General features: G+C 44.6%; 24 protein-coding genes. 2 read left to right on the forward strand and 22 right to left on the reverse strand.

All coding sequences use genetic code 11. The annotated features are described in order from the left end of the window. Positions 1-184 precede the first annotated feature (184 nt). The 8 genes from FFJ24_RS10020 to FFJ24_RS10055 all read right to left on the reverse strand — a co-directional run bounded on the left by FFJ24_RS10020 (position 185) and on the right by FFJ24_RS10055 (position 4724). Positions 185-364: a histone H1 gene (locus tag FFJ24_RS10020; RefSeq protein WP_138821369.1), complete on the reverse strand. Its 180-nt coding sequence runs from the start codon at positions 362-364 to the stop codon at positions 185-187. Between the two features lie 104 nt (positions 365-468). Beyond that, the gene (locus tag FFJ24_RS10025; RefSeq protein WP_138821370.1) at positions 469-798 is read right to left on the reverse strand and encodes a hypothetical protein; all 330 of its coding nucleotides are present in this window, start codon (positions 796-798) and stop codon (positions 469-471) included. Positions 799-1259: 461 nt separating this feature from the next. Next, positions 1260-1574 (reverse strand): hypothetical protein, encoded by a 315-nt coding sequence (locus FFJ24_RS10030; RefSeq protein ID WP_138821371.1) that lies wholly within the window; start codon positions 1572-1574, stop codon positions 1260-1262. Beyond that, positions 1561-1779, reverse strand: a complete 219-nt coding sequence (locus FFJ24_RS10035) for a 3-isopropylmalate dehydratase (protein WP_138821372.1) — start codon at positions 1777-1779, stop codon at positions 1561-1563. The genes FFJ24_RS10030 and FFJ24_RS10035 overlap by 14 nt, the downstream gene beginning before the upstream one ends. An 11-nt stretch (positions 1780-1790) precedes the next feature. Beyond that, a complete protein-coding gene (locus tag FFJ24_RS10040; protein ID WP_138821373.1) occupies positions 1791-2159 on the reverse strand; it encodes a hypothetical protein in 369 nt (122 codons plus the stop codon). A gap of 49 nt (positions 2160-2208) precedes the next feature. Next, complete coding sequence (locus FFJ24_RS10045; RefSeq protein WP_138821374.1) at positions 2209-2985, reverse strand: DUF3560 domain-containing protein; 777 nt, start codon at positions 2983-2985, stop codon at positions 2209-2211. Between the two features lie 64 nt (positions 2986-3049). Next, positions 3050-3637, reverse strand: a complete 588-nt coding sequence (locus tag FFJ24_RS10050; protein WP_138821375.1) for a hypothetical protein — start codon at positions 3635-3637, stop codon at positions 3050-3052. Between the two features lie 514 nt (positions 3638-4151). After that, a complete protein-coding gene (locus FFJ24_RS10055; protein WP_138821376.1) occupies positions 4152-4724 on the reverse strand; it encodes a UPF0758 domain-containing protein in 573 nt (190 codons plus the stop codon). Between the two features lie 176 nt (positions 4725-4900). Between FFJ24_RS10055 and FFJ24_RS10060 the strand changes: the two genes are divergently transcribed. Further along, positions 4901-5347: a hypothetical protein gene (locus FFJ24_RS10060; protein ID WP_138821377.1), complete on the forward strand. Its 447-nt coding sequence runs from the start codon at positions 4901-4903 to the stop codon at positions 5345-5347. 54 nt (positions 5348-5401) lie between these two features. Beyond that, entirely contained in the window at positions 5402-5632 is a 231-nt protein-coding gene (locus FFJ24_RS10065; RefSeq protein WP_138821378.1) for a hypothetical protein, read from the forward strand. 476 nt (positions 5633-6108) lie between these two features. On the opposite strand, the gene FFJ24_RS10070 is transcribed toward FFJ24_RS10065, so the two are convergent. From FFJ24_RS10070 to FFJ24_RS10135, 14 genes are all read right to left on the reverse strand, one after another. Beyond that, positions 6109-6285 (reverse strand): histone H1, encoded by a 177-nt coding sequence (locus FFJ24_RS10070; RefSeq protein WP_138821379.1) that lies wholly within the window; start codon positions 6283-6285, stop codon positions 6109-6111. A 52-nt stretch (positions 6286-6337) separates the two neighbouring features. Beyond that, positions 6338-6742: a recombinase family protein gene (locus FFJ24_RS10075; protein ID WP_138821380.1), complete on the reverse strand. Its 405-nt coding sequence runs from the start codon at positions 6740-6742 to the stop codon at positions 6338-6340. A 26-nt stretch (positions 6743-6768) separates the two neighbouring features. Then, the gene (locus FFJ24_RS10080) at positions 6769-8076 is read right to left on the reverse strand and encodes a hypothetical protein (RefSeq protein ID WP_138821381.1); all 1308 of its coding nucleotides are present in this window, start codon (positions 8074-8076) and stop codon (positions 6769-6771) included. An 11-nt stretch (positions 8077-8087) separates the two neighbouring features. After that, complete coding sequence (locus FFJ24_RS10085) at positions 8088-9143, reverse strand: hypothetical protein (RefSeq protein WP_138821382.1); 1056 nt, start codon at positions 9141-9143, stop codon at positions 8088-8090. Positions 9144-9146: 3 nt separating this feature from the next. After that, complete coding sequence (gene traM / locus FFJ24_RS10090) at positions 9147-10238, reverse strand: conjugative transposon protein TraM (protein ID WP_138821383.1); 1092 nt, start codon at positions 10236-10238, stop codon at positions 9147-9149. Between the two features lie 316 nt (positions 10239-10554). Then, on the reverse strand, positions 10555-11181 hold the full coding sequence (gene traK / locus FFJ24_RS10095; protein ID WP_138821384.1) for a conjugative transposon protein TraK: 627 nt from the start codon (positions 11179-11181) through the stop codon (positions 10555-10557). 59 nt (positions 11182-11240) lie between these two features. Next, positions 11241-12431, reverse strand: a complete 1191-nt coding sequence (gene traJ, locus FFJ24_RS10100; RefSeq protein WP_138821385.1) for a conjugative transposon protein TraJ — start codon at positions 12429-12431, stop codon at positions 11241-11243. A gap of 91 nt (positions 12432-12522) precedes the next feature. Then, positions 12523-13182, reverse strand: a complete 660-nt coding sequence (locus FFJ24_RS10105; protein ID WP_168202441.1) for a TerB family tellurite resistance protein — start codon at positions 13180-13182, stop codon at positions 12523-12525. A gap of 28 nt (positions 13183-13210) precedes the next feature. Next, positions 13211-13930, reverse strand: coding sequence for a hypothetical protein (locus tag FFJ24_RS10110; RefSeq protein WP_138821386.1), 720 nt, complete (start codon positions 13928-13930; stop codon positions 13211-13213). Further along, complete coding sequence (locus tag FFJ24_RS10115) at positions 13914-14597, reverse strand: conjugal transfer protein TraI (RefSeq protein ID WP_138822314.1); 684 nt, start codon at positions 14595-14597, stop codon at positions 13914-13916. The genes FFJ24_RS10110 and FFJ24_RS10115 overlap by 17 nt, the downstream gene beginning before the upstream one ends. A 124-nt stretch (positions 14598-14721) precedes the next feature. Next, positions 14722-15105, reverse strand: a complete 384-nt coding sequence (locus FFJ24_RS10120; protein WP_138821387.1) for a hypothetical protein — start codon at positions 15103-15105, stop codon at positions 14722-14724. A 98-nt stretch (positions 15106-15203) separates the two neighbouring features. Next, positions 15204-17672 (reverse strand): TraG family conjugative transposon ATPase, encoded by a 2469-nt coding sequence (locus tag FFJ24_RS10125; protein ID WP_138821388.1) that lies wholly within the window; start codon positions 17670-17672, stop codon positions 15204-15206. Continuing rightward, complete coding sequence (locus FFJ24_RS10130; protein ID WP_138821389.1) at positions 17669-17995, reverse strand: DUF4133 domain-containing protein; 327 nt, start codon at positions 17993-17995, stop codon at positions 17669-17671. Before FFJ24_RS10130 ends, FFJ24_RS10125 begins: the two co-directional genes overlap by 4 nt. 3 nt (positions 17996-17998) lie before the next feature. Next, positions 17999-18343: a DUF4134 domain-containing protein gene (locus FFJ24_RS10135; protein WP_138821390.1), complete on the reverse strand. Its 345-nt coding sequence runs from the start codon at positions 18341-18343 to the stop codon at positions 17999-18001. Between the last annotated feature and the right edge of the window lie 68 nt (positions 18344-18411).

Genomic DNA, 18411 nt, shown 5'->3' on the forward strand with positions numbered 1-18411 from the left:
CATTGGAAACCTATTATCCCGCAACAGGGATAGCTGTGGGGTACCAGCCCGTGCTTAATGCCTGAAGGCCTATGAGCGGACAGCCCGGCCGTTACCAAAAGAAACAAAAGCATTAAAACATCTATATACGCAAAAAAGCTACTGATCTCTACCAGTAGCCTTATATCCCAAAACAGTCTCCTGTTTATTTTGCGCTGTTCTTTTTCTCAGTCACCTCCGCCCTGATCTCCTGGGCAAGGTTTTTAAGGTCCTGCATTGCTTTACGTACACGTGTACCGGCTGCCCCATTTCCACCATCATAAAATTTCGTCACATCAGCCTCTACTGAAGCGATCACTTCCTGTACCTGTTTGAATTTGTCCATAACTGTTTTTTAAAGGGCCGGATGGCCCAGGCTATTAAATTATTTTGTATTTGGAAACCGTATTCCAGCTCCAAAACTAAACATTTCAAGCAGAAAGCAAAAAACTATTGAAAATCCAGATGCCCGGCATCACTGCTTACCCCTATCGCGTTTGCCCTCCAGAGGATAAAGCCCAGCCTTGCACAGCATTCAGCAACAAAATACTCGATATCCGCAGGTACATCATTTACAATGCGGTAGCGGATCTTGTATTTCGGATGATAACTGATATAGACCACCAGGTCATCGTCTGAAAATCCCCTACCTGACAAAGGCTTAAAATGCACCTGTTGAAGTTCCTTCGCCATCCGGATCAAACGGTCGTTCATTACTTTGGCCAATGCTTTATCGGGCTTAAAATCTGTCTCTAAAATCGCCAGTACGGTTACGGTCATAAAGCAAAAATAGACAGATCAGGCACATTATCAAGTGCTCAAAAGCAAGCGCCTGAAAATCAACGAAAATATTTTCACGGATAAAACTATCGCCACAGCTGAAAACACTCCCGGTGTTAAGTTAAATCTCCAGAAACGCTGCGCCGAAATCGCTAGAGAAAAGAGGAAGTTACTTTTACAATCCGTTTCTAAATTCCCAATACGAACCTTCTTGAAGTTGTATAATTGACAGGCCAAATCGCTGAGTGCTCAATAATCATAAAAACGGAAGCTCCAAAACGCTATCAGTAGAGTGATATGAAAAATACAAATCTGCCTTCAACAATCAATGGGAATCCTGGCATTTAAAGCGTCTTACATACCTAACAGATTCACTTCATCCATCACTTAAAGCGCCGCAAAAAAAAGCCCTCCCGCAAAAGCGATCAGGACTTTAAGCAGCTAAGCCAAACGAAAAAAATCTAACAGATTTTTTCAAGCAGGATTAGCAAATCCAACAGGAACTCAAGGCGTACCTCCCCGTCTGATAAAAAATCGATCAGCCGTTTTTCTGTGATATCCTCAAAAGAAGTATCTACCCAGATTGTCCCATGCATATCTAAGCGCAGGCCTTCGATATACTGTTCTAGCTCGGCATCAAAAGGAACATGTTCCAGTTCCTTACTATCCACTCGCCTTCCGATCCGACTCAACTCTTTTTGTATTGCGCTGATGATTTCGGTTTCTGTTTCCCGCAGCTTCTCTTTTAACAGCATGGATGCCTTAATTGTGATCATAACCCGATTCCTTTTTATCTCTTAAGAGGTTCAACTTGACAAAAATATCGCGCCAGTAGGCCTGCCGTTTCTGATCAAAACGGTGCATCTCGGGCGCATCATCGCTGTGCAGGTAATGGATATAATCGGCCACCTGGTAAATAGCCGCCTGCAGGTCATCTATTTCAATTAGATTCCCTTCGTCGTCCGTGATGTATTGTTTCATGGCTCATTCGTTTAGGTATACAGAAGTTCTACCGCCTGTTTAAACTTTTTGCTCGCTGAATGTGCGGCATATTTAACAATGCGGTCATTAACAAAAAGAGCCGTATAACCGTAAAAAAGCTGGTCAGAAAACACCTTGCTGTTTTTACGCATGGTGTGGCCATGCTTTTTTAGCAAAGCCGCGCATTCTTCGGACAGGCTGAACCAGTAATCAAAGGACATAAACCCATCCCGCCAATTTTTTTTATACTCCTCATGGTTTGTTCTAAAATCAGCGCAGACCGCTGCAAGATGATCCAGCAGCGCAGGCATTTCATCGGGAAAAAGTTCAAATAAAAGTCTTCCTTTCATTGTATTGGTCAATTCAGGTAAAGCTTTCATGATCTGAAAATTTAAGCCAGGGGGAAACTCCCCCTGTACTGGTCAAACATTAATTTACTTTCGCTGCGATCAGCTTCGCCCAATAGAGGGCATTAACGGAAATATGGCGCTGCCAAGCCCCCTGCGAACCGCTCCAGCGAAAACCGTGGCGTTTTAACTCCTTACGGATTTCTTCATTCGGTTTACCCTCAAAAATCATTTGCAGCCTACCTGCCGCCTTGTTCTCCCATACCCGAACGCTGCCAATCTGCTGATCAAATTCCGCCCTTGCCTCAATTGCTTCGAGCATTTTTATCCTGCTTTCTACCGTTTTGATCTTTGCATTGTTATTGGTCAAACTATAAGAAGGAAAACCAACATAACCGCCACGGCTGGTATCATTCAGCTGCGCCCAGATTTCAGCGGTCGCCGATGGCAACAGTAAAAAAGCTGCCTTATCCTGTTTCCTCAGACACCTGTTTGCAGATTTCATAAAATCTTGCAGGGCTTGCAGCCGGGCAAGTTTCTCCTTTAACTTTGTTAAAGCCCCGGGATCATCGGAAAAAATCGAATCATTTGAGGCAATAGTTTCTGCCTTTTCCGCATAATAAGCCGCTTTCTTCTGTTTATCCACAGCACGCCCCATGGTATCATGTATTTTCTCCCTGTACCTGCGGTCCCGTTTTTCGCTATGGTGACCAATTAAAATCGGCTGCCCCATCGGAATAACCGAAGCCATATCTTTGGCTGCATTATAAAGCTGGTCAGATTTCTGCTCATTTTTTACCACTTGGGATTTCGCATAAGCTAAGCGGCGATCCCTGCGCTCATTAAAATTGTGTTTCATCTCTTTAAAAATTAAATCAAAAAATAAATGCCCTTTGATCATGCGCCAAAGGGCATTGAGCATTTTAAGCAGGAATAAAGATTTCACTTTCAATCTCTGCCAATTTATCCACGCAAAGACGGTTCACATCCGCCGCCACCGCTTTAATGATAAAAGGGTTTTTAGTCGAAAACTCCCTGCCGTTATCGTCCTCAATAGTCAGCGTACAGCCCTGATAAAAATTAACATCTGTCTCCTCCGCATTATCCTGCTGCGCCACCTCGAATGCCTCCAACGTGCCGATGGTTTCCAATAACTTGCCCCTTTGATTGATGCGGCGAGTCAGATCCAAAGCCAGTTTAATCGTAGAATCCAAATTCCTGACAGGCTTAAGCTCCCCGGCAGGCATTTTACCCTCGGTTTTATCCGCAACCTCTGCTTTCCCTTTTTCGGCATCCAGTTTAGCCTTTAGGGTTTCTGCCTTTGCTCCCCCGCCTCCTTTCACCTCTGTTTTAACACTCTCCGGGGATTTATCAAAATCCATGTTCGGCATAATCGCACTGCCACCAGTGGAAGCCGTAGCGGCAGCACCACCACCAGCTAATCCATTAGCTTTATGATCAACTGAACCATTATTTGCAATTGCGCCAGCATTAATTACTGTCGTTTTCATAACTTCTAAAATTTAAATGTGAATGGAAAAAAAATTAAAACGGCCACTATCAGCAGCCAAACCCTGCTAACGCCTCTGGCGCTAACCAGGTCAAAAAACCAGGATCGGTGGGCTTCTGCCTTTTATCGTATTCATGGAACTATGGGTTTAAAAAATATCAGTCGGCAGGAGCCTCCTGCCTTTTTGATAGTCACCCTCACCTGAACACAATCCATTTTTCAAGACAAGACTTTGCGGAAAAAAAAACCTCGTGAGCGTTAGCTCACAGGGAAGATTTTTTTCCAGCAAACCCGCAGGGCACCGGTCTTGGCGGAAAAGGGATTGTTCAGAAATTTGTGCTCAAAAAAGGTAGAAGCAAAATTTTGTGCAGTTAAAAACACCCTAACCGCTCACTTCTATCCTGATTCATCCAAAACCTATTCTTCACCAAAAACGCAGACCTTTTAACCCATAAAAAACAAAATAAAAAAGCCCCCGACGGGCGCCAGAGGCAAAAAATCAGAAAACAACAAATCTAATACCTCCCCAAACGTCTACCCAGTTCCATCGCCGCCATAACCGAACTTGATTTGGCAATCCCCATCCCTGCAAAGCGGCAAAGCCCGGGAAAACCCAAAACAGATAATTCCTGCAAGTTTCCCTCTACACTCCCCAGTATACGGTAAGCCAGATCAATTGCCGATTCATTGGGTGTACCCGAACCGATCAACATGGCCAGCAGCTCGGTATCAGTCATTGCCGCCGGGCCATTCTCCAGCATTTTTTCTCTTGGCCGAAGCGCTACCTCCATTCCTTTAATCCCTCTTACCTCCTGCTGCTGGTTCAAAAGGCGCATATCCTGTACGGATTCATAGCCATTCCCATAGTGAGCGGCCATCGTCATCAAAGAAGAAAAGCTTCCGATCAGCACTTCAAAATCCTCCTGGAATACACGCAGGCGCTCCACACTGTAAGTACCATCTCCTTGCGCATCACTCCTGGTAAAACAGATAAAATTACTCCTGTTACGGGCAATCTTATAATCCAAAAAGTAATGCCTTTTTCCTCGTGAGAAACTCTCCGACATCAAAATATTGTGTTTTTTCATCACTCATAAAATTTAATTACAGACCAAAATTGCCCCCCTTCCCAAAAAATTACAGCAGAAAAAATCAACTTATCTGATAAGGAAAACGGACAACAGTTTCCAGAAAAAGATAACCGTTCCCAAAGCATCCTAACAGTTTTCATAAAAAATTATCCGATATTAGATATTGGAAACCATTGAAAAACAAGAATAAAACTATGATCCGGAACACTGCACCAATTGAAAAACAATACTGCCGTTACTGCGAAAAAGAACTCCATGGCAGAGCAGGAAAAATCTTCTGCAATGTAGATTGCAAAAACAACTTCAACAGCCGCATCCGGGCAACAAAAAGAGCAGAAGAAAACAAACTCTTTCCAGATGTGATCAAGGCAATAAAAAACAATTATAGGATACTATTAAGCTATGACCTCAGCAGACTAACAGAAAATGAATATATTACTATAAATAAGGAGGAATTGCGATCAAAGGGGTTTGACCACCGATACTGCACTGGCGCAAGCCTGGATAACGAACAAAAACTATGGAAATGCTGTTTCGCATTTTGCTGGCATGAAGAAGAAGACTCACTAAGCTTTGCATATGCTCCACACCTAAATAGCAATAATCATTTTCACCAATAACCTGTGGAATAAAATATTTCCGGGCAAAGCCTTCAATCCATTATCTTTGCTCCAATGAGTCTACCCATGCGCATCACCTTTGAGAACAAAGATTATACCTATACCGTTCTCACAAAAATCATCAATACAGAAACCAAGGAAATAAAAATTAGTTTAGAAAGCGAAGAATTAACATTGGTGCGAAACTACGACAAAGAATGGGATGCCCTCGAACGGACTGTCGGTGATGATCACGGCCTAATAAAAGCAATAGCAAAAAACATCGCTTTACGTTACCGCTTATAAGCTAGAATTCAAAATAATTTAGAACACAGCAGAAAAAAACATCCTGTAATATGTAATAAGTCTTTCTCCTTACCTAATTTTTTTTGTGCTCCGGTATCGCTTAACAGGTTTTGTCTTCCCGAAATTCAACCATAACAAAACCTCAGCAATACCAGCTAAATCCATCCTAATCAAGAACTGTCCTGAATATCGGGAACAATACGATGATGCTCATCATAGTCCAACATATGTTTATTGGAACTAGTATTAAGAACGATATCCCTTAAAACTTCATATTCCAATCCCTATCATCTTCTTCAATATCATTGCCCATTACCCTAGCTCGATCTGCTTTGTACTAAGGGATCTACAAGTCTTTATAGAAAACGATCCCTGCCTAAAGCTTTAATTTAGTTACTTTTACAGAGATACTTGATAATAAAAATGCCTGACTAAAACAGTCAGGCATCCAAATAAACCACAAAACCAACCTTAAATTAAACGTTCTTTTTCTTCGTACTCACTTCAACACGAATCTGCTGCGCAAGTATCTTCGCCTGCTGCATAGCAATGCGTAACCTCGTACCTGCCGACTTATTTCCTTTTGCATAAAATTTCAGGGCATCTTCTTCTGCTCCCAAAACAAGCGCCTTTAACGAATCAAATGTTTTCATAACAATCGTTTTAAAAATTAAAAAATCACAAGTTAATAACCAAAGCTGGGCGTTAGGCCATAGTCATTCCGCCATGTTTATCCAGACTCAGTTGGCTTCCCTTAGCCGATACAATAGTTACTCCATATTGGGTCTCAAATTCTGCCTGCTTTAACAATAGCCAACCTACATCCCTGGAAAGATTGCACATCTCTGCCACAACCACCATATCCAGTTTCCCACCTGAATTTTGTACTATACCCTCTAAAATCTGGCAGGACATGCTCCTTTCAGCTTCTTCAGACAGTACAACCCTGAGCTCGATACCATTTTCCTGGCAATAATCACATATACGTTCAGCCTGCTGATCAAGCTCGTGGGGATCCCCGTAGCGATTAAACCTGGCGTAGGCAACAGCGGCCAGTATTTTATTCTCCTCTTCCCCCAGTATGAAATTCCCCTGACCAGTCAACACCACACAGCAAAAAAATCAATAAAATAGGCCTAGCTTCCTATCCCCATTCCAGCTTCCTGCTGTTTGTCCTTGTTTTTTCCTTTCTCCTGCCCGGCATCAAGCAGATTGGTCAGCGCCTCTTTGGTCATGAACATTTCACGTTTTTCCATCTTACCATCAGGGGTGAAAAAATTCATTTTACCGTACCTTGGAACCGCTTCCAGCAAAAGTTTTACCGACTGCCCGTCTTTCTCGACATTTACCAACGGCGTCAATCCATTGCGCAGATCCGCTTCCAGTTTTTCGCGTTTCTCAGGAACAGACAACTCTTTGATCTTGTAATTGTCCAATACCTTAGGCAGATCAAAACCATACTGCGGATCATGGTACTGCTGCAAATTGAAATTACCGTTTGCACCAACCCCTTTATCCATATCAAACTTTACCCATGCCGCGTAAGGCTCACCAGAAAGAAAGTTCACCAGGTCATTGCGGTGAACGGCATAACCCTGGATCATCTGGGCAGACTGTTGAACAGTAAAGCCTTTTCCCCGATCCGGCCACATGGTCTGCGATGCAGGCTTTCCATAAAAGGCACCCCTGAAGTCTTTGGTTACAAAATTGACCTTACCATTTTCCATAGTAGCAAGTGTTTGTTTATGGGCCGCATCTTTACCGATGGCAAGCTCTACAGAACCCTCTCGCTTTTTGAAAGCCTCAACTGCATCAGTCACCAGGTCGAACTGTTTAGCCGAACCAGCTTTACCGTTTTCTCCTGGCGTGATAATCAGGTAATGCTGATCTTTTTCCAAAGGCTTACCCAGGTTATGCGCGACAGTAAATTTATTGAGGAAATAATACTCCGATTTGGAGGACTGCTGGAAATAAAATTCCACGTCCACCTGCCCTTTATTTGCAGGCATCACCTGATGAACCTTAAATTTGGCATCCCCATTCTTCATCAGTTCCTCCATTTTCGCAATGGTCTGCTCAGATGCACCGAGTGCTTTCATTTCGTCCTTCCGGTCTTCTAAATTGTTTAAATTCATAGCTTTTGTTTTTAATGATGTTTTAGGATTATTTAATTTCTCATCACTGCTCATCGCCGCTTTTTCCAAAGCAGAGAGGTGATAAACCATATCAGCGATCGGTATTGACAGGTGCCAGTTCAAGATCTGCTGGTATTCCTCTTCAAAGTCCAAGGCAGAATTTTCGTCAACAAAGCAATCAAGGTCAAACTTAGACGAGATCTCATTGTCACTGTCATACACCACCCATTTACAGCCAAGTGAAACCTGTTCCTCCAGATATTCCCTAAGCTCAGCTGCCAGCCCCGTTTTATTGCCCAGTTTAAACATAAAAGACAGCTTTATCTACCAATCTGTAACTCCAATTCCTTTGAATGATCAAGCTGTTTACCTAGTTCCAGCTCAAGCGAAGGCTGTGTTTTTACAGGCCCCAACATTTCTTTAAGTTTTCCAAAATCGATTTCCTTTTTTGCTGCGTCAAAGAATTCCAGTTTGTTTTCAAACGGCCCCGCACGGATATAAAATTTTTCTTTTCCCGGGACGCTAATGACCATCCTGTTCCCCTGCTCCAGTCCACGCAATACGGCATCGGTGCTGATCGCATAACACTCCAGCGCGATCGCATGGTCCAATAGTTGTTTTTTCAGATCATAATCCTGCCCGATACCAGAAGAGAACAATAGTGGGGCAGTAGAAAAATCCTTACCCGTGTCATTCACCCTCACCCAGCTTTTCTCCCATTTGCCATCCAGCCCCTGATCATTTTTCAGCACCGACCCACCACGCAGCAGGTTGATGGCCTCTGTTAAATTGATTCCACTGGCAGGAGAAAAAAAGCAAGACTTCTCACGCCCATCCACTTGCAAAATCCTGGCATCAAACCCGCTAAAGCGATAATTTCCCAAATCTTCCTTCTCCAGCGAAACCTGAAGCGATAGCTTTTCCCCTGTGTTTAAACCCCGCAGGACTTCCAAAACAACACGCTGCCTTTCATAATCGAGCTGTTCCTCAAGCTTCATGCTCATTCCCCCTAATCCCAATGAAGAAAGCTGCCTTTTTAACGAATACATATTTTCACCCCTGAGCCTGGAAAATCGCCGCAGGTGCATTGGTTTATCGATCAGCGCAGCCTTAAGCCCTACAAAAAACCGCACCACCCGATTTGGGTAAAGCTGCCTGCGAAGCTTAGCCGTTACCGATCGGAGCAGCTGGATATATAGCCGCTCCATTTCCGAAGGTTTGATCGATACCCTAAAAAGCCCCCTAGATAAAAACTGATATTTCAATTGCCTTATCTTCCGCTCATCCAGGCTCACGCCCATTAGCCCGGCAAGGGATTTCTGCCGATCTTCCCAGGCCAGGTAAAGCTGCTCCGCTCTGTTTATCCCCGGGTCCATGAGTTAACGAAGTTTTAGTTTATTGTCTCTGAGCAGCACCGCCTGCCCACCCTTTAATTTTACCTTAATTTTGCGTAGCTTTTTAGTCATCATTGACTTCGCCGCATCGATCCCGGCACCGGCAACCTGCGTAACCAGGGACTGATCGAAAGTGTTCAGCGCCACATCACCAATGGCATTCCCTGCCCCATCATTTACTGTTTCAGTCAATACCGCTTCTGGTGCATCCAGTCCCAACATGCCGTCATAACTGTACAGCGACAGATCAGATGGTATAATGGCATTACCCAAGCGGATCTGTTTGATATCAAGCAGCAGGCGCTGATTAGTAATCTTGCAGGCCCCGAAAAGCTCATGCCCTTTGGGTATCAACACCCCATTTATCCTCAAAGTATCCAGCAGCAAAAGTTTGATCGTTGCGCCCTGCACCACTTTTTTATCCGAAGCGATCACCGCAGGGATAGCTTTGAACAGGCTATCGCTATTTACTTTTTTATCTGCAACCAATCTCGTCTTTACCCGCTCTGGATGCTGGATATCAATAATGTTTTCCATCATCGCATTTAGCTGTTTCATCTCAGGGTCCTCGCCAGCGTTTTTGTTTTCGACCATCATCTTCATCAGCGCCTCCAGCCTGTCCACATCATTTTTCATATTTCCAGCGGCAACAGGCCTCGAGGCCCCATCACCCGAACGCACACCTGCAACGCTCCCGACACCAACGGCATTTTCCGCAGGGCGGTCAATTTCACGTTTCAAGGCTTCGAGTTTTAGCGAAATCTCTCCGGTTTGCTCATCCTGACGATTTTTAAAACCCAGGTTTTCGCTCATACGCGAAAGCGACGCAGATCCCCTGGCCGCAGAATCACGCTCGGCCTGCTCATAAAAAGCCATTTTGTCTGCCGGCTGTTGTTTTTTAATTGCCGCGTCAGGCAGCGAAAAATCCACCTTTCCACGAACATCAGCAGTACCATCAGCTGTACCCTTTCCTCCAACCAGCATAAAAAATCCCATGGTCAGTACAGCTGCCCCCAGCAACGGCAAAAAAATCAGCAGTACCTTTTTCTTATCTATTTTTTTCCTGTTTTCCATCATAATTGTTTTTATAGGTTAATGATTTATTGCAAAAAAATGAGCACTGCTGAAAGGATCAGGTACAGACAGTACATGCAGCCAAGCGCTATACAGCAGACCAACGATAACCGGATCTTTCGTTTCGAAATGTCCCTTGTTTTAGTGTTTAAATAGCTAGCCACGAATCTCTGTACGCTCAGTATTTTCTCAGCCAGGCGGAATGATAGATCGTTTTGATTTATTCGTCTAGCATCCCGCCTAACTTCACGTAAAGCCTCAGCTTCTACCGTAGTATTACTTTCCGCTCCTTTAGCCTTAAAGAAATAATTCCAGATACTCATGGTTCCTCCGGTTTTAGCTGTTCGGCCCTGTTCTCCAGCAGCTCAAACTTTCTGATCAGAAAACCATGTGGATTGTTATCCGTTTGGTTTTTAAGGTCATCTATGATACCCTGACTTACCAATTTCCTAAAAACCGTCGAAGAAGACCGTACCAGTTTTTGTGTTGCAAAACACCTGAACGGATAAGGAAACCGGTCCACATCCAATTGTATACTGTCTATGGTAATTTCCTGTGAGATATTGGCCGCGATCAGATTATTGTAATAACCATTCTCCTGAAAATTATCATATTGTTTTTTGGCCGATTCATCAGCCAGGTACAGCGCCCTGGTTACGCTCGCCTTGATTGCCTTATCGTCAGGAACCAGGGAAAAGAAATATTGGTGGAAGGTGCGGATATGGTCACGGAGCTCTACCGGCAGATTGCTCTTGCGGTCAGAGGCCAACGCTGTTAACAGCTTGCCATTATATAATATATAAATGCGCTGGTCCTTCAGGTTATAAAACCGGTAATACTGGTAAATTGCAAAACAGCTGATCCCTAAACAGGCCAGGATCAGGAAAAAGCTGAACAAGCGGATATGCTTAAAAGCAGTATCAATATTTTTAAACTGGCTGAACATAAAAATTAAATCATCGGTGAATACTTAATAAAAAATGATCAGGGGGACTACCCCTGTGGCTACTTTCCTTCAATGCGCTGCTGCTGGTGGGGATTGTCCGGAAAATAATCCCCCTGTGCCCCGGAAGAAAAACCCTGCTTGATATTGCGGTATCCGTCCCCTAAAGCATCAGCCACCATACCGCCACCCGCTTTCCCCGCCTGCTTTGCAGTACGGGTCGAAGAAGACACAATTGAATTCACCTTTTGCAGGATCGTATTTCCTCCCCCTGCATGTACCACGTAATTGGCCACATTAGGCACACAGAAATACCCTACAATGCCAATGATCAAAAAAATCAGGTAAGCGGTATCTAAACTGGAAAAGAAAGTATCCCCCTGCTGCTCGATCTGCGATAAATCCAGCTTTAACATATTTTCCTGCACTTTCCCCAGGATACTCGAAAAGATATTGCAGATCGGCAGCCACAGAAAAATGTTCACATACCGTGCAATCCATACCGTCAGCGTATTCTGAAAACCATCAAAGACCGCAAATCCAAATACCAGTGGCCCCAGAATGGCCAGCACGATCAAAAAAAACGTACGAACGGTATTGATGCATAGCGCTGCAGCAGCATAAAGTATCTCTAATACCTCGCTCAGCCACTGCTTGATCGAGTTTCTGAAATTATAGGAAGCCTTGGCAATATTGAACTCCAGCCCATACCCCAACCTATCTAAAAAGGTATCTTCTTCTGCGTTTGGATCCTTAGGATACGCATATTTATGCCATTTATCCATATCCCCGCTACCATCTTCCCCGACATACATCTGCCAGTAGCGGCTCTTTTTTATCGCAGCTTCCTTCATTTTAAGCAGCCTCTCAATTGCTTTATTGCTGTTGGCAACCATTGCATTGGTAGCCGATACCGTCGGTTGCAATACCCCGTTGATCATGCCTAGTACCGCCGGAAAAAGCATTACCGCCATGCCCAAAGCAAACGGCCGCAATAACGGGTAAAAGTCAATGGATTCCGCCGATGCTAACTGCCGCCATACGCGGGAAGCGATATACCACAACGCCCCAAATCCAGCCAGTCCCCGACCTACATTGATCATTCCTGAACATAGCGGCAGCATTTCGGTGTATACCCTGTCCAGCACAGGCTGCAGACCGGAAATACTTTGGGCCGCCCCTTGTGCAGCGGTATAAGAAGGCAGCAATATTACTGCTAAGAAGGCTACAAATAGATAAACCACTTTTTTCATAAACCCTTGATTTGTTGTTCTGATTATTCTGATCTGGCTGATAGCGATGCCAAAATCCATCTGCCAATCAAGCTATCCCTTTAAAAAAGACTTAATTCTTCCTCCTAAGCACATCACTCAGTCCTTTCACATCTGCCCTTTCTTTGTTTCGCCCGAGATCCAGCATGGTGGCCTGGCCATTAAAAGCACGCAGAAACAACAGCTTTTCTTCCGTATCTGCAAAAATCCGGTCAATCGCTGCTAACCTTTCCTGATCACTCATGCGTAAATTCGAAGCGGTAATTACCATCAGCAGTTCATCGAGGTTATCCATGCTCAGCTCAAAAAGCTGTTTATATACCCCGGCCATATAAGCGATATCACTTTCTGAAAAATTTTCCGATGCCTGAAAACGCTTAAATGCCCGCTTGTATTCTGAAACGATACGTCCCTGATCAGTGATGATATCCGCTACCTTATGGTATTTTTTAATCTCCGGGCTTACCAGCATCATACCATCCAGAAAAACTTCATGCAAGGAAAAATTCCCTTCAGCGATATCCTTAACCGCTTTATAACCATTCGATATCAATAGATAGCCTTTCTTCATATCGGCTAAAATATTCTTTAGCTGACTGAGCTTTTCGACATTCAAAAGCAGCTGCTGCGCTTCAGCAGACTGGCCATAACCAGCACTGGAAAGCAGCAGCATCTGAAAGCAAAGCATGCCCACTATGCACACCCTAAAATGCCTTATTAATACGCTTAGCATGCTACAAGCGAAAAACGACATCAAAAACCTATTCAAAACCATAAGCTCCCCTCAAGTCTAAAATATCCAGATGATCCTTTTCCCTGTTCCTGGTCAAACGCTCTACCTTTCCCATAAAATCAGCCGTAAAAGCAGCCTTGTTCTGCATCGCTTCATAGAGCAGATCAATACGCCTGATCCGCTCCGGTTCCTCCATCCCGAGCCTGCCCGAAGTCACCACCAACAGCAGCGACTCCAGATCACGCGAGCACTCAGCCAATACCCCAGCTTTCACTTCCAGGATATAAAGCTGATCAGCCGGCGAAAGCATGGCATTGCCCTTAAACTCCCCAAACCACCTTGCGATACTGATCTGGTAAGTCAGGATCTCCGCCACCTTTATATTTTTTCGTACCGATGGACTTACCGTTTTCAAAGAAGAAATAAACGCCCCATGTAAACTGAATTCTCCGTTTGTGATATCACGGACCGTCTCCAGGCCCCCATCGACTAAGTGATAACCTTTTCTGACATAACCCAAATAAACCTGTAAAGCCGCGATCTGTTCCAGCAGGTATTTTTTCTGTGTTTTCTTTTGGTTAAAAAATTCACCGAAAGTCTGCGCATGAACTACACTTCCAAAGCAGAACATCAAAACCAAAACCCCAATAATCAGCGCCCTCACCTTAAAAGCCAAATGCTTTGCTAAACCAGCAGCTAACACCGGAATCCTTCCGGCTTTAGCGCAACACTCAATTTTCAATTCCATAGATTTCTTTTAGTTTAGCGCTTTCCTCCATCGAAGAAGCACGTTGAATACTTAATACCGCATTACCCCGGTTAAAACTTTTCAGGTCCGTATAATTGGTATCCATCTTTTCGGATGCCTCTGAGATAATCTCCAGCCGCTCAGCATCACTCATCTGCGTTTTAAATGAATTCACCACCAGCAATAGCTGATCAATATTTTTGATGCTTTCATTCAGTATCCCTGAATACACCTTCTGCATATAATCCAGTTCCGGGGCTTCAAAATGTTTATCCTGCTTAAATAAGTTCCAGGCCCATTTGTATTCATCCACGATCGCCACCTGTTTCGCCGTCAGATCCTTCACTTTTTTATAATAAGCAATGGCAGATTTGATCTTCCAGAGTTCCTCGTAATACTCCCGGTAAAGCTCCTTCTGCCGCTGCGTCCAGTCCGCGATCTCGGTCAGCTTTAATTTGGATAGCTGGTTTTCTAAGACCTTTTGCGCATTCTGCAGCCAGATCGTCTCATTCTGCAAACGCTGAATTTTCAGGTCCACCGCCTTGATCACCTTTTTCACGCCCGCCTTGATCACTTCCAGCACCGCGATCTGCGCATCCGCTCCTTTCGGAAGCCCAACGATCAGCGTCATCGTGCTAAGCGGCAGAATTACCATATATTGTTTCATCTTCCCCTGAATTTTAGTCAATAGTTTTCCCAGCCGGTCAGAAGACCGGCCCAATAGATTTTTCATACGTTAATAGATTTTTATATCTTAATATAGGTAGCCTTACAAATGACTTGCCTCCAGACTAGTTTCCGGCCAACTTTCGAAACTCCCGGGTCCCCAGCAGTAATACACCTGAATCGGGATAAAAGCTGATGATTTTTGACTTCCCGGGCACCTGGATCGACTCGCTTTCCTCCTCCCAGATCCCCAGCCAGCGCTCAGCGTCGTATTCCAAACGGCCCGGCTTTTGATTCTCCAACCGCCTGAAACCCGTCTTTCGGATAATAGAATAAGAACCCTTGACTCGGTTAAAATCCCCAATGACCAGTGTATCCCAGGATTCACTGTATGCTCCTTTGGCATGATCCACATAGGTACCCGGGATAAAAGATTGCAGATCCCTGGTACCTTTACAGGCCGCTAAACCCAGCGCGCCCAGCAATAAAAAAAAGTATTTTGTTTTCATGATATCTGGATTGGTTGATTGAAATATTGCCTGATTGATAAATTTGTTGCATTGATTTATGGCTTCATCCCTGGTTCGATAAAGCCAGATGCAGGATGCTAACCCGGCTTCGCTCTCGCCCTCATCTCCGATGCCAGCACCGATATGCCTTTCCGGATGCTTCCGTAACGCATAGCATATTCCTGCACTAGTATTTTTTCCCGCGCCTCGGTGGTATAGGCAAGGTATTCTTCAAGGCTTACCTCCAACCGGTATACTTTACTCATCTGCCCGCCCAGCGAGAAAAAGATTTCCTTGTATTTCAGTTTGGGGTTATTGGCCTTATTCATCGAAAGCACCAGCGTCTTGTCCTTATCGGTCAGTCCAAGCAACTTCTGCATCTGTTCAAACTTATTCTGGTATTTACGCTGATCGAGCAGGATCTTGCAGTCCACATTATTGATAATGGCTAGCTTAACAATCGGTGAGGAAATCACGTCTTCTATTTCCTGGGTCACCACGATGGGCTCCCCGAAAAACTTACGCATCGTTTTAAATAAATAACGGATATATTCAGCCATGCCCTCCTTCGCGATGGCTTTCCAGCATTCTTCAATCAACACCACTTTCCTGATCCCTTTCAGTTTCCGCATCTTCGAAATCACCATTTCCATAATGATCAGCGTTACTACCGGAAATAAAATCGGATGATCCTTTACATTATCCAGTTCGAAAACAATAAAACGTTCCTGCAACATATCCAAGTTTTCAGAGGCGTTGAGCAGGTAATCAAACTCCCCGCCCCTATAATAAGGATTGAGCACATAAAGAAAATTTCCTATATCGAAATCCTTCTCCTTTACCTTGCCATCGGATAACACCTGCATATATTCCGACATCAAAAACTCATAAAAGGAATTAAAACAGGGAAAAATATCAGCCCTCGACTCCAGATGTTCATAATACAGTTTCAGGGCATTGGATATCGCCACGTATTCCGACCTGCTGTATGGCTCATCATCCTTTTTCCATAATGCCAAAAGCAAAGTCTTGATGCTTTCCTTTTTCTCGGTATCCATCTGATCCCCATCAGACAGGTAAAAAGGATTGAACTTAATCGGGTCATCCTCTCGATAGGTGAAATAATAGCCCCCGACCAGTTCGCAAAGTCCCTTATAACTATGCCCGATATCCACCAGTATGCAATGCGCCCCTTGCTCATAGTAGCTCCGCATCATGTGGTTGACAGCAAAAGATTTACCCGATCCCGATGGCCCGATCAGGAGCTTCGCCCGATTCGTAATCAGCCCCTTTTCCCAGGGCTCATCACTGATATCTACATGTACTGGTTTCCCCGTTAACCGGTCCCCCAGTCTAATCCCGAATGGGCTCAACGAACTCTGATAAGCCGTTTCCAGGTTAAAAAAACAAGCCGCCTGCTCCAAAAAAGTATCGAAGGAGTCATTCATCGGAAAGTCAGCCGCATTCCCCGGCAGCCCCGCCCACCAAATCTGCGCCTGTCCGTCGGTCTCCCGTTTCGCTGACGCATCGAGCCCCGCCATTGCCGAACCAACCAGGTTCTTCAGATCCAGCGACTTCGAGCGGTCCGAAGACCAGGCCAGTACATTGAAATGCGCCTTTACCGGTAAACGCTGCGAGGCCACTGCTTCATTTAAAAAATCATTTACCGCATCGCGTGACAATGCATTTTCACGGGAATAAGCAGACAGCGACTGCAAACGCAGTTTCTTGGCCTCCAGCCTTTTCAGCACCTTATCCCGGTCCGAAATGAAAATATACTGGTTTAATATGTGATTACAGGATAACAGTGATCCCAGAGGACTTGCAAAGCCAATACTAAATTTTGACCTGTCCGAACTGTATTTATCATAATTGATTCTGGGGCCGCACATTGCCGGCAAATCCTTCACATCCGAAAGCGTGTAGAGCTCACAGCGTTTATCCCCCACCCGGATTTCATCCCGCAAATGGATATCCGAAATCAGCGGCATCTCCTCTTTGCCTAATAAAAAGCAGTAACGTTCGATCAGTCCCGGTTTATTCGCCGTTCCCGCCAGCTCATCATCAGTTAAGCGAACCAAAGACACAAAACCGCTATCCGATAAAATCCGGACAAACTGCCCTACATCATCCATAAAAGAACTAAATAAAGCTGCATCCACCGTCTGCTCCGGCACAATCCGCTTTCGCAGGATATTGCTGTAAGCTGAATTTGACAGCTTCCTGCCCGAGGGTTTCATGGTCAGCATGACATAACACTCATGTTCCAGAAATTCCCGCTCATTAAAAAAGCGTTCGGATGCCCCGGATAAAAAACTATGTTCCGCCGAAAAATCAGCCTTGAACCTGCTTTCTAAAAACCAGTCCTGCTTATGCAGCACCGTTCCCACCGGCAGCACCCGGATCGCCTTTACCCAGGCCTGGTGATAACTTTCATAATCCCTTTCTGAAAGCGTAAAGATTTCCGGCAACATCAACCTGAACACCACCGTCAGATCCCCCTGCATCGACTGGATGCAGTCATGCTCGACTTTGTAAATAGGAAATATATCAGCTGCCTCGATCATGACCGTACATTTTTAAGCCCTGTAAATAACCGCCTTGAACGGAACACCAGATATTCAGGCAAACCACGTTTCGCCAGAAACTTCAAAAGTCCATGCTCCCCGAATTTTGCACTCATGCGGAAGACCACGACAAACAGGCCGCCACCAAAAACCAGCACCAAACCCATCAAAACCACCAGCGGCACGCCCGATACATAACCAATGGCAAAACCAATCAGCATCAGCAGCAGTCCAAAAGCCAGGTAAGCGATGTATTGGGCCTTTAAGCCTTTAAAAACGATCGGCATTCCCACGCCCTTATTGATATGATAAACCGTAGCCATAAATCAAATCCCGAAAAACGATTTTAAAACTGTCGCCACAATCACCAAAAACACGCAGGAACCAAACCAGGCAGAAGCCACTTTGGAAGTATCCGGCTCACCAGCGTTCCACTTATTAAAAACCTTGACCGCCCCGATGATACCCATTACTGCACCGATCGCATACATCAGGTCACAGCCCGTATCAAAATACCCGACAACTTTATCCCTTGCTTCCTGTATCCCCGCATTGCCATCCTGCGCAAAAAGCGGCAGCGATAATAAAACCTGACACCAGCAAAAGATATATACCACCAATAAAAATTTGGCAAAAAGTGTCCTTGAAGGACTATTGAATTGATTTCTCATAGAAATTGGAATAAGTAGATAGATGTAGAATTGAAAAAAAAGGCCGAGCGAAACGCATGGCCTTACTA

This window comes from Pedobacter sp. KBS0701 (genome assembly GCF_005938645.2).
In the GTDB taxonomy this organism is placed as follows: domain Bacteria; phylum Bacteroidota; class Bacteroidia; order Sphingobacteriales; family Sphingobacteriaceae; genus Pedobacter.

Bases quoted from the DNA above. Each gene is read 5' to 3' on its own strand.
- FFJ24_RS10135 (WP_138821390.1), bottom strand. From the start codon at position 18,343: ATGAGAAATCAATTCAATAGTCCTTCAAGGACACTTTTTGCCAAATTT.
- FFJ24_RS10055 (WP_138821376.1), bottom strand. From the start codon at position 4,724: ATGAAAAAACACAATATTTTGATGTCGGAGAGTTTCTCACGAGGAAAA.
- FFJ24_RS10115 (WP_138822314.1), bottom strand. From the start codon at position 14,597: ATGAAACAATATATGGTAATTCTGCCGCTTAGCACGATGACGCTGATC.
- FFJ24_RS10080 (WP_138821381.1), bottom strand. From the start codon at position 8,076: ATGTTTAAACTGGGCAATAAAACGGGGCTGGCAGCTGAGCTTAGGGAA.
- FFJ24_RS10085 (WP_138821382.1), bottom strand. From the start codon at position 9,143: ATGGACCCGGGGATAAACAGAGCGGAGCAGCTTTACCTGGCCTGGGAA.
- FFJ24_RS10130 (WP_138821389.1), bottom strand. From the start codon at position 17,995: ATGGCTACGGTTTATCATATCAATAAGGGCGTGGGAATGCCGATCGTT.
- FFJ24_RS10030 (WP_138821371.1), bottom strand. From the start codon at position 1,574: ATGATCACAATTAAGGCATCCATGCTGTTAAAAGAGAAGCTGCGGGAA.
- traJ (WP_138821385.1), bottom strand. From the start codon at position 12,431: ATGAAAAAAGTGGTTTATCTATTTGTAGCCTTCTTAGCAGTAATATTG.
- FFJ24_RS10110 (WP_138821386.1), bottom strand. From the start codon at position 13,930: ATGGAATTGAAAATTGAGTGTTGCGCTAAAGCCGGAAGGATTCCGGTG.
- FFJ24_RS10045 (WP_138821374.1), bottom strand. From the start codon at position 2,985: ATGAAACACAATTTTAATGAGCGCAGGGATCGCCGCTTAGCTTATGCG.
- FFJ24_RS10065 (WP_138821378.1), top strand. From the start codon at position 5,402: ATGAGTCTACCCATGCGCATCACCTTTGAGAACAAAGATTATACCTAT.
- traM (WP_138821383.1), bottom strand. From the start codon at position 10,238: ATGATGGAAAACAGGAAAAAAATAGATAAGAAAAAGGTACTGCTGATT.
- FFJ24_RS10125 (WP_138821388.1), bottom strand. From the start codon at position 17,672: ATGATCGAGGCAGCTGATATATTTCCTATTTACAAAGTCGAGCATGAC.
- traK (WP_138821384.1), bottom strand. From the start codon at position 11,181: ATGTTCAGCCAGTTTAAAAATATTGATACTGCTTTTAAGCATATCCGC.
- FFJ24_RS10050 (WP_138821375.1), bottom strand. From the start codon at position 3,637: ATGAAAACGACAGTAATTAATGCTGGCGCAATTGCAAATAATGGTTCA.
- FFJ24_RS10025 (WP_138821370.1), bottom strand. From the start codon at position 798: ATGACCGTAACCGTACTGGCGATTTTAGAGACAGATTTTAAGCCCGAT.
- FFJ24_RS10040 (WP_138821373.1), bottom strand. From the start codon at position 2,159: ATGAAAGCTTTACCTGAATTGACCAATACAATGAAAGGAAGACTTTTA.
- FFJ24_RS10020 (WP_138821369.1), bottom strand. From the start codon at position 364: ATGGACAAATTCAAACAGGTACAGGAAGTGATCGCTTCAGTAGAGGCT.
- FFJ24_RS10070 (WP_138821379.1), bottom strand. From the start codon at position 6,285: ATGAAAACATTTGATTCGTTAAAGGCGCTTGTTTTGGGAGCAGAAGAA.
- FFJ24_RS10035 (WP_138821372.1), bottom strand. From the start codon at position 1,779: ATGAAACAATACATCACGGACGACGAAGGGAATCTAATTGAAATAGAT.
- FFJ24_RS10105 (WP_168202441.1), bottom strand. From the start codon at position 13,182: ATGCTAAGCGTATTAATAAGGCATTTTAGGGTGTGCATAGTGGGCATG.
- FFJ24_RS10120 (WP_138821387.1), bottom strand. From the start codon at position 15,105: ATGAAAACAAAATACTTTTTTTTATTGCTGGGCGCGCTGGGTTTAGCG.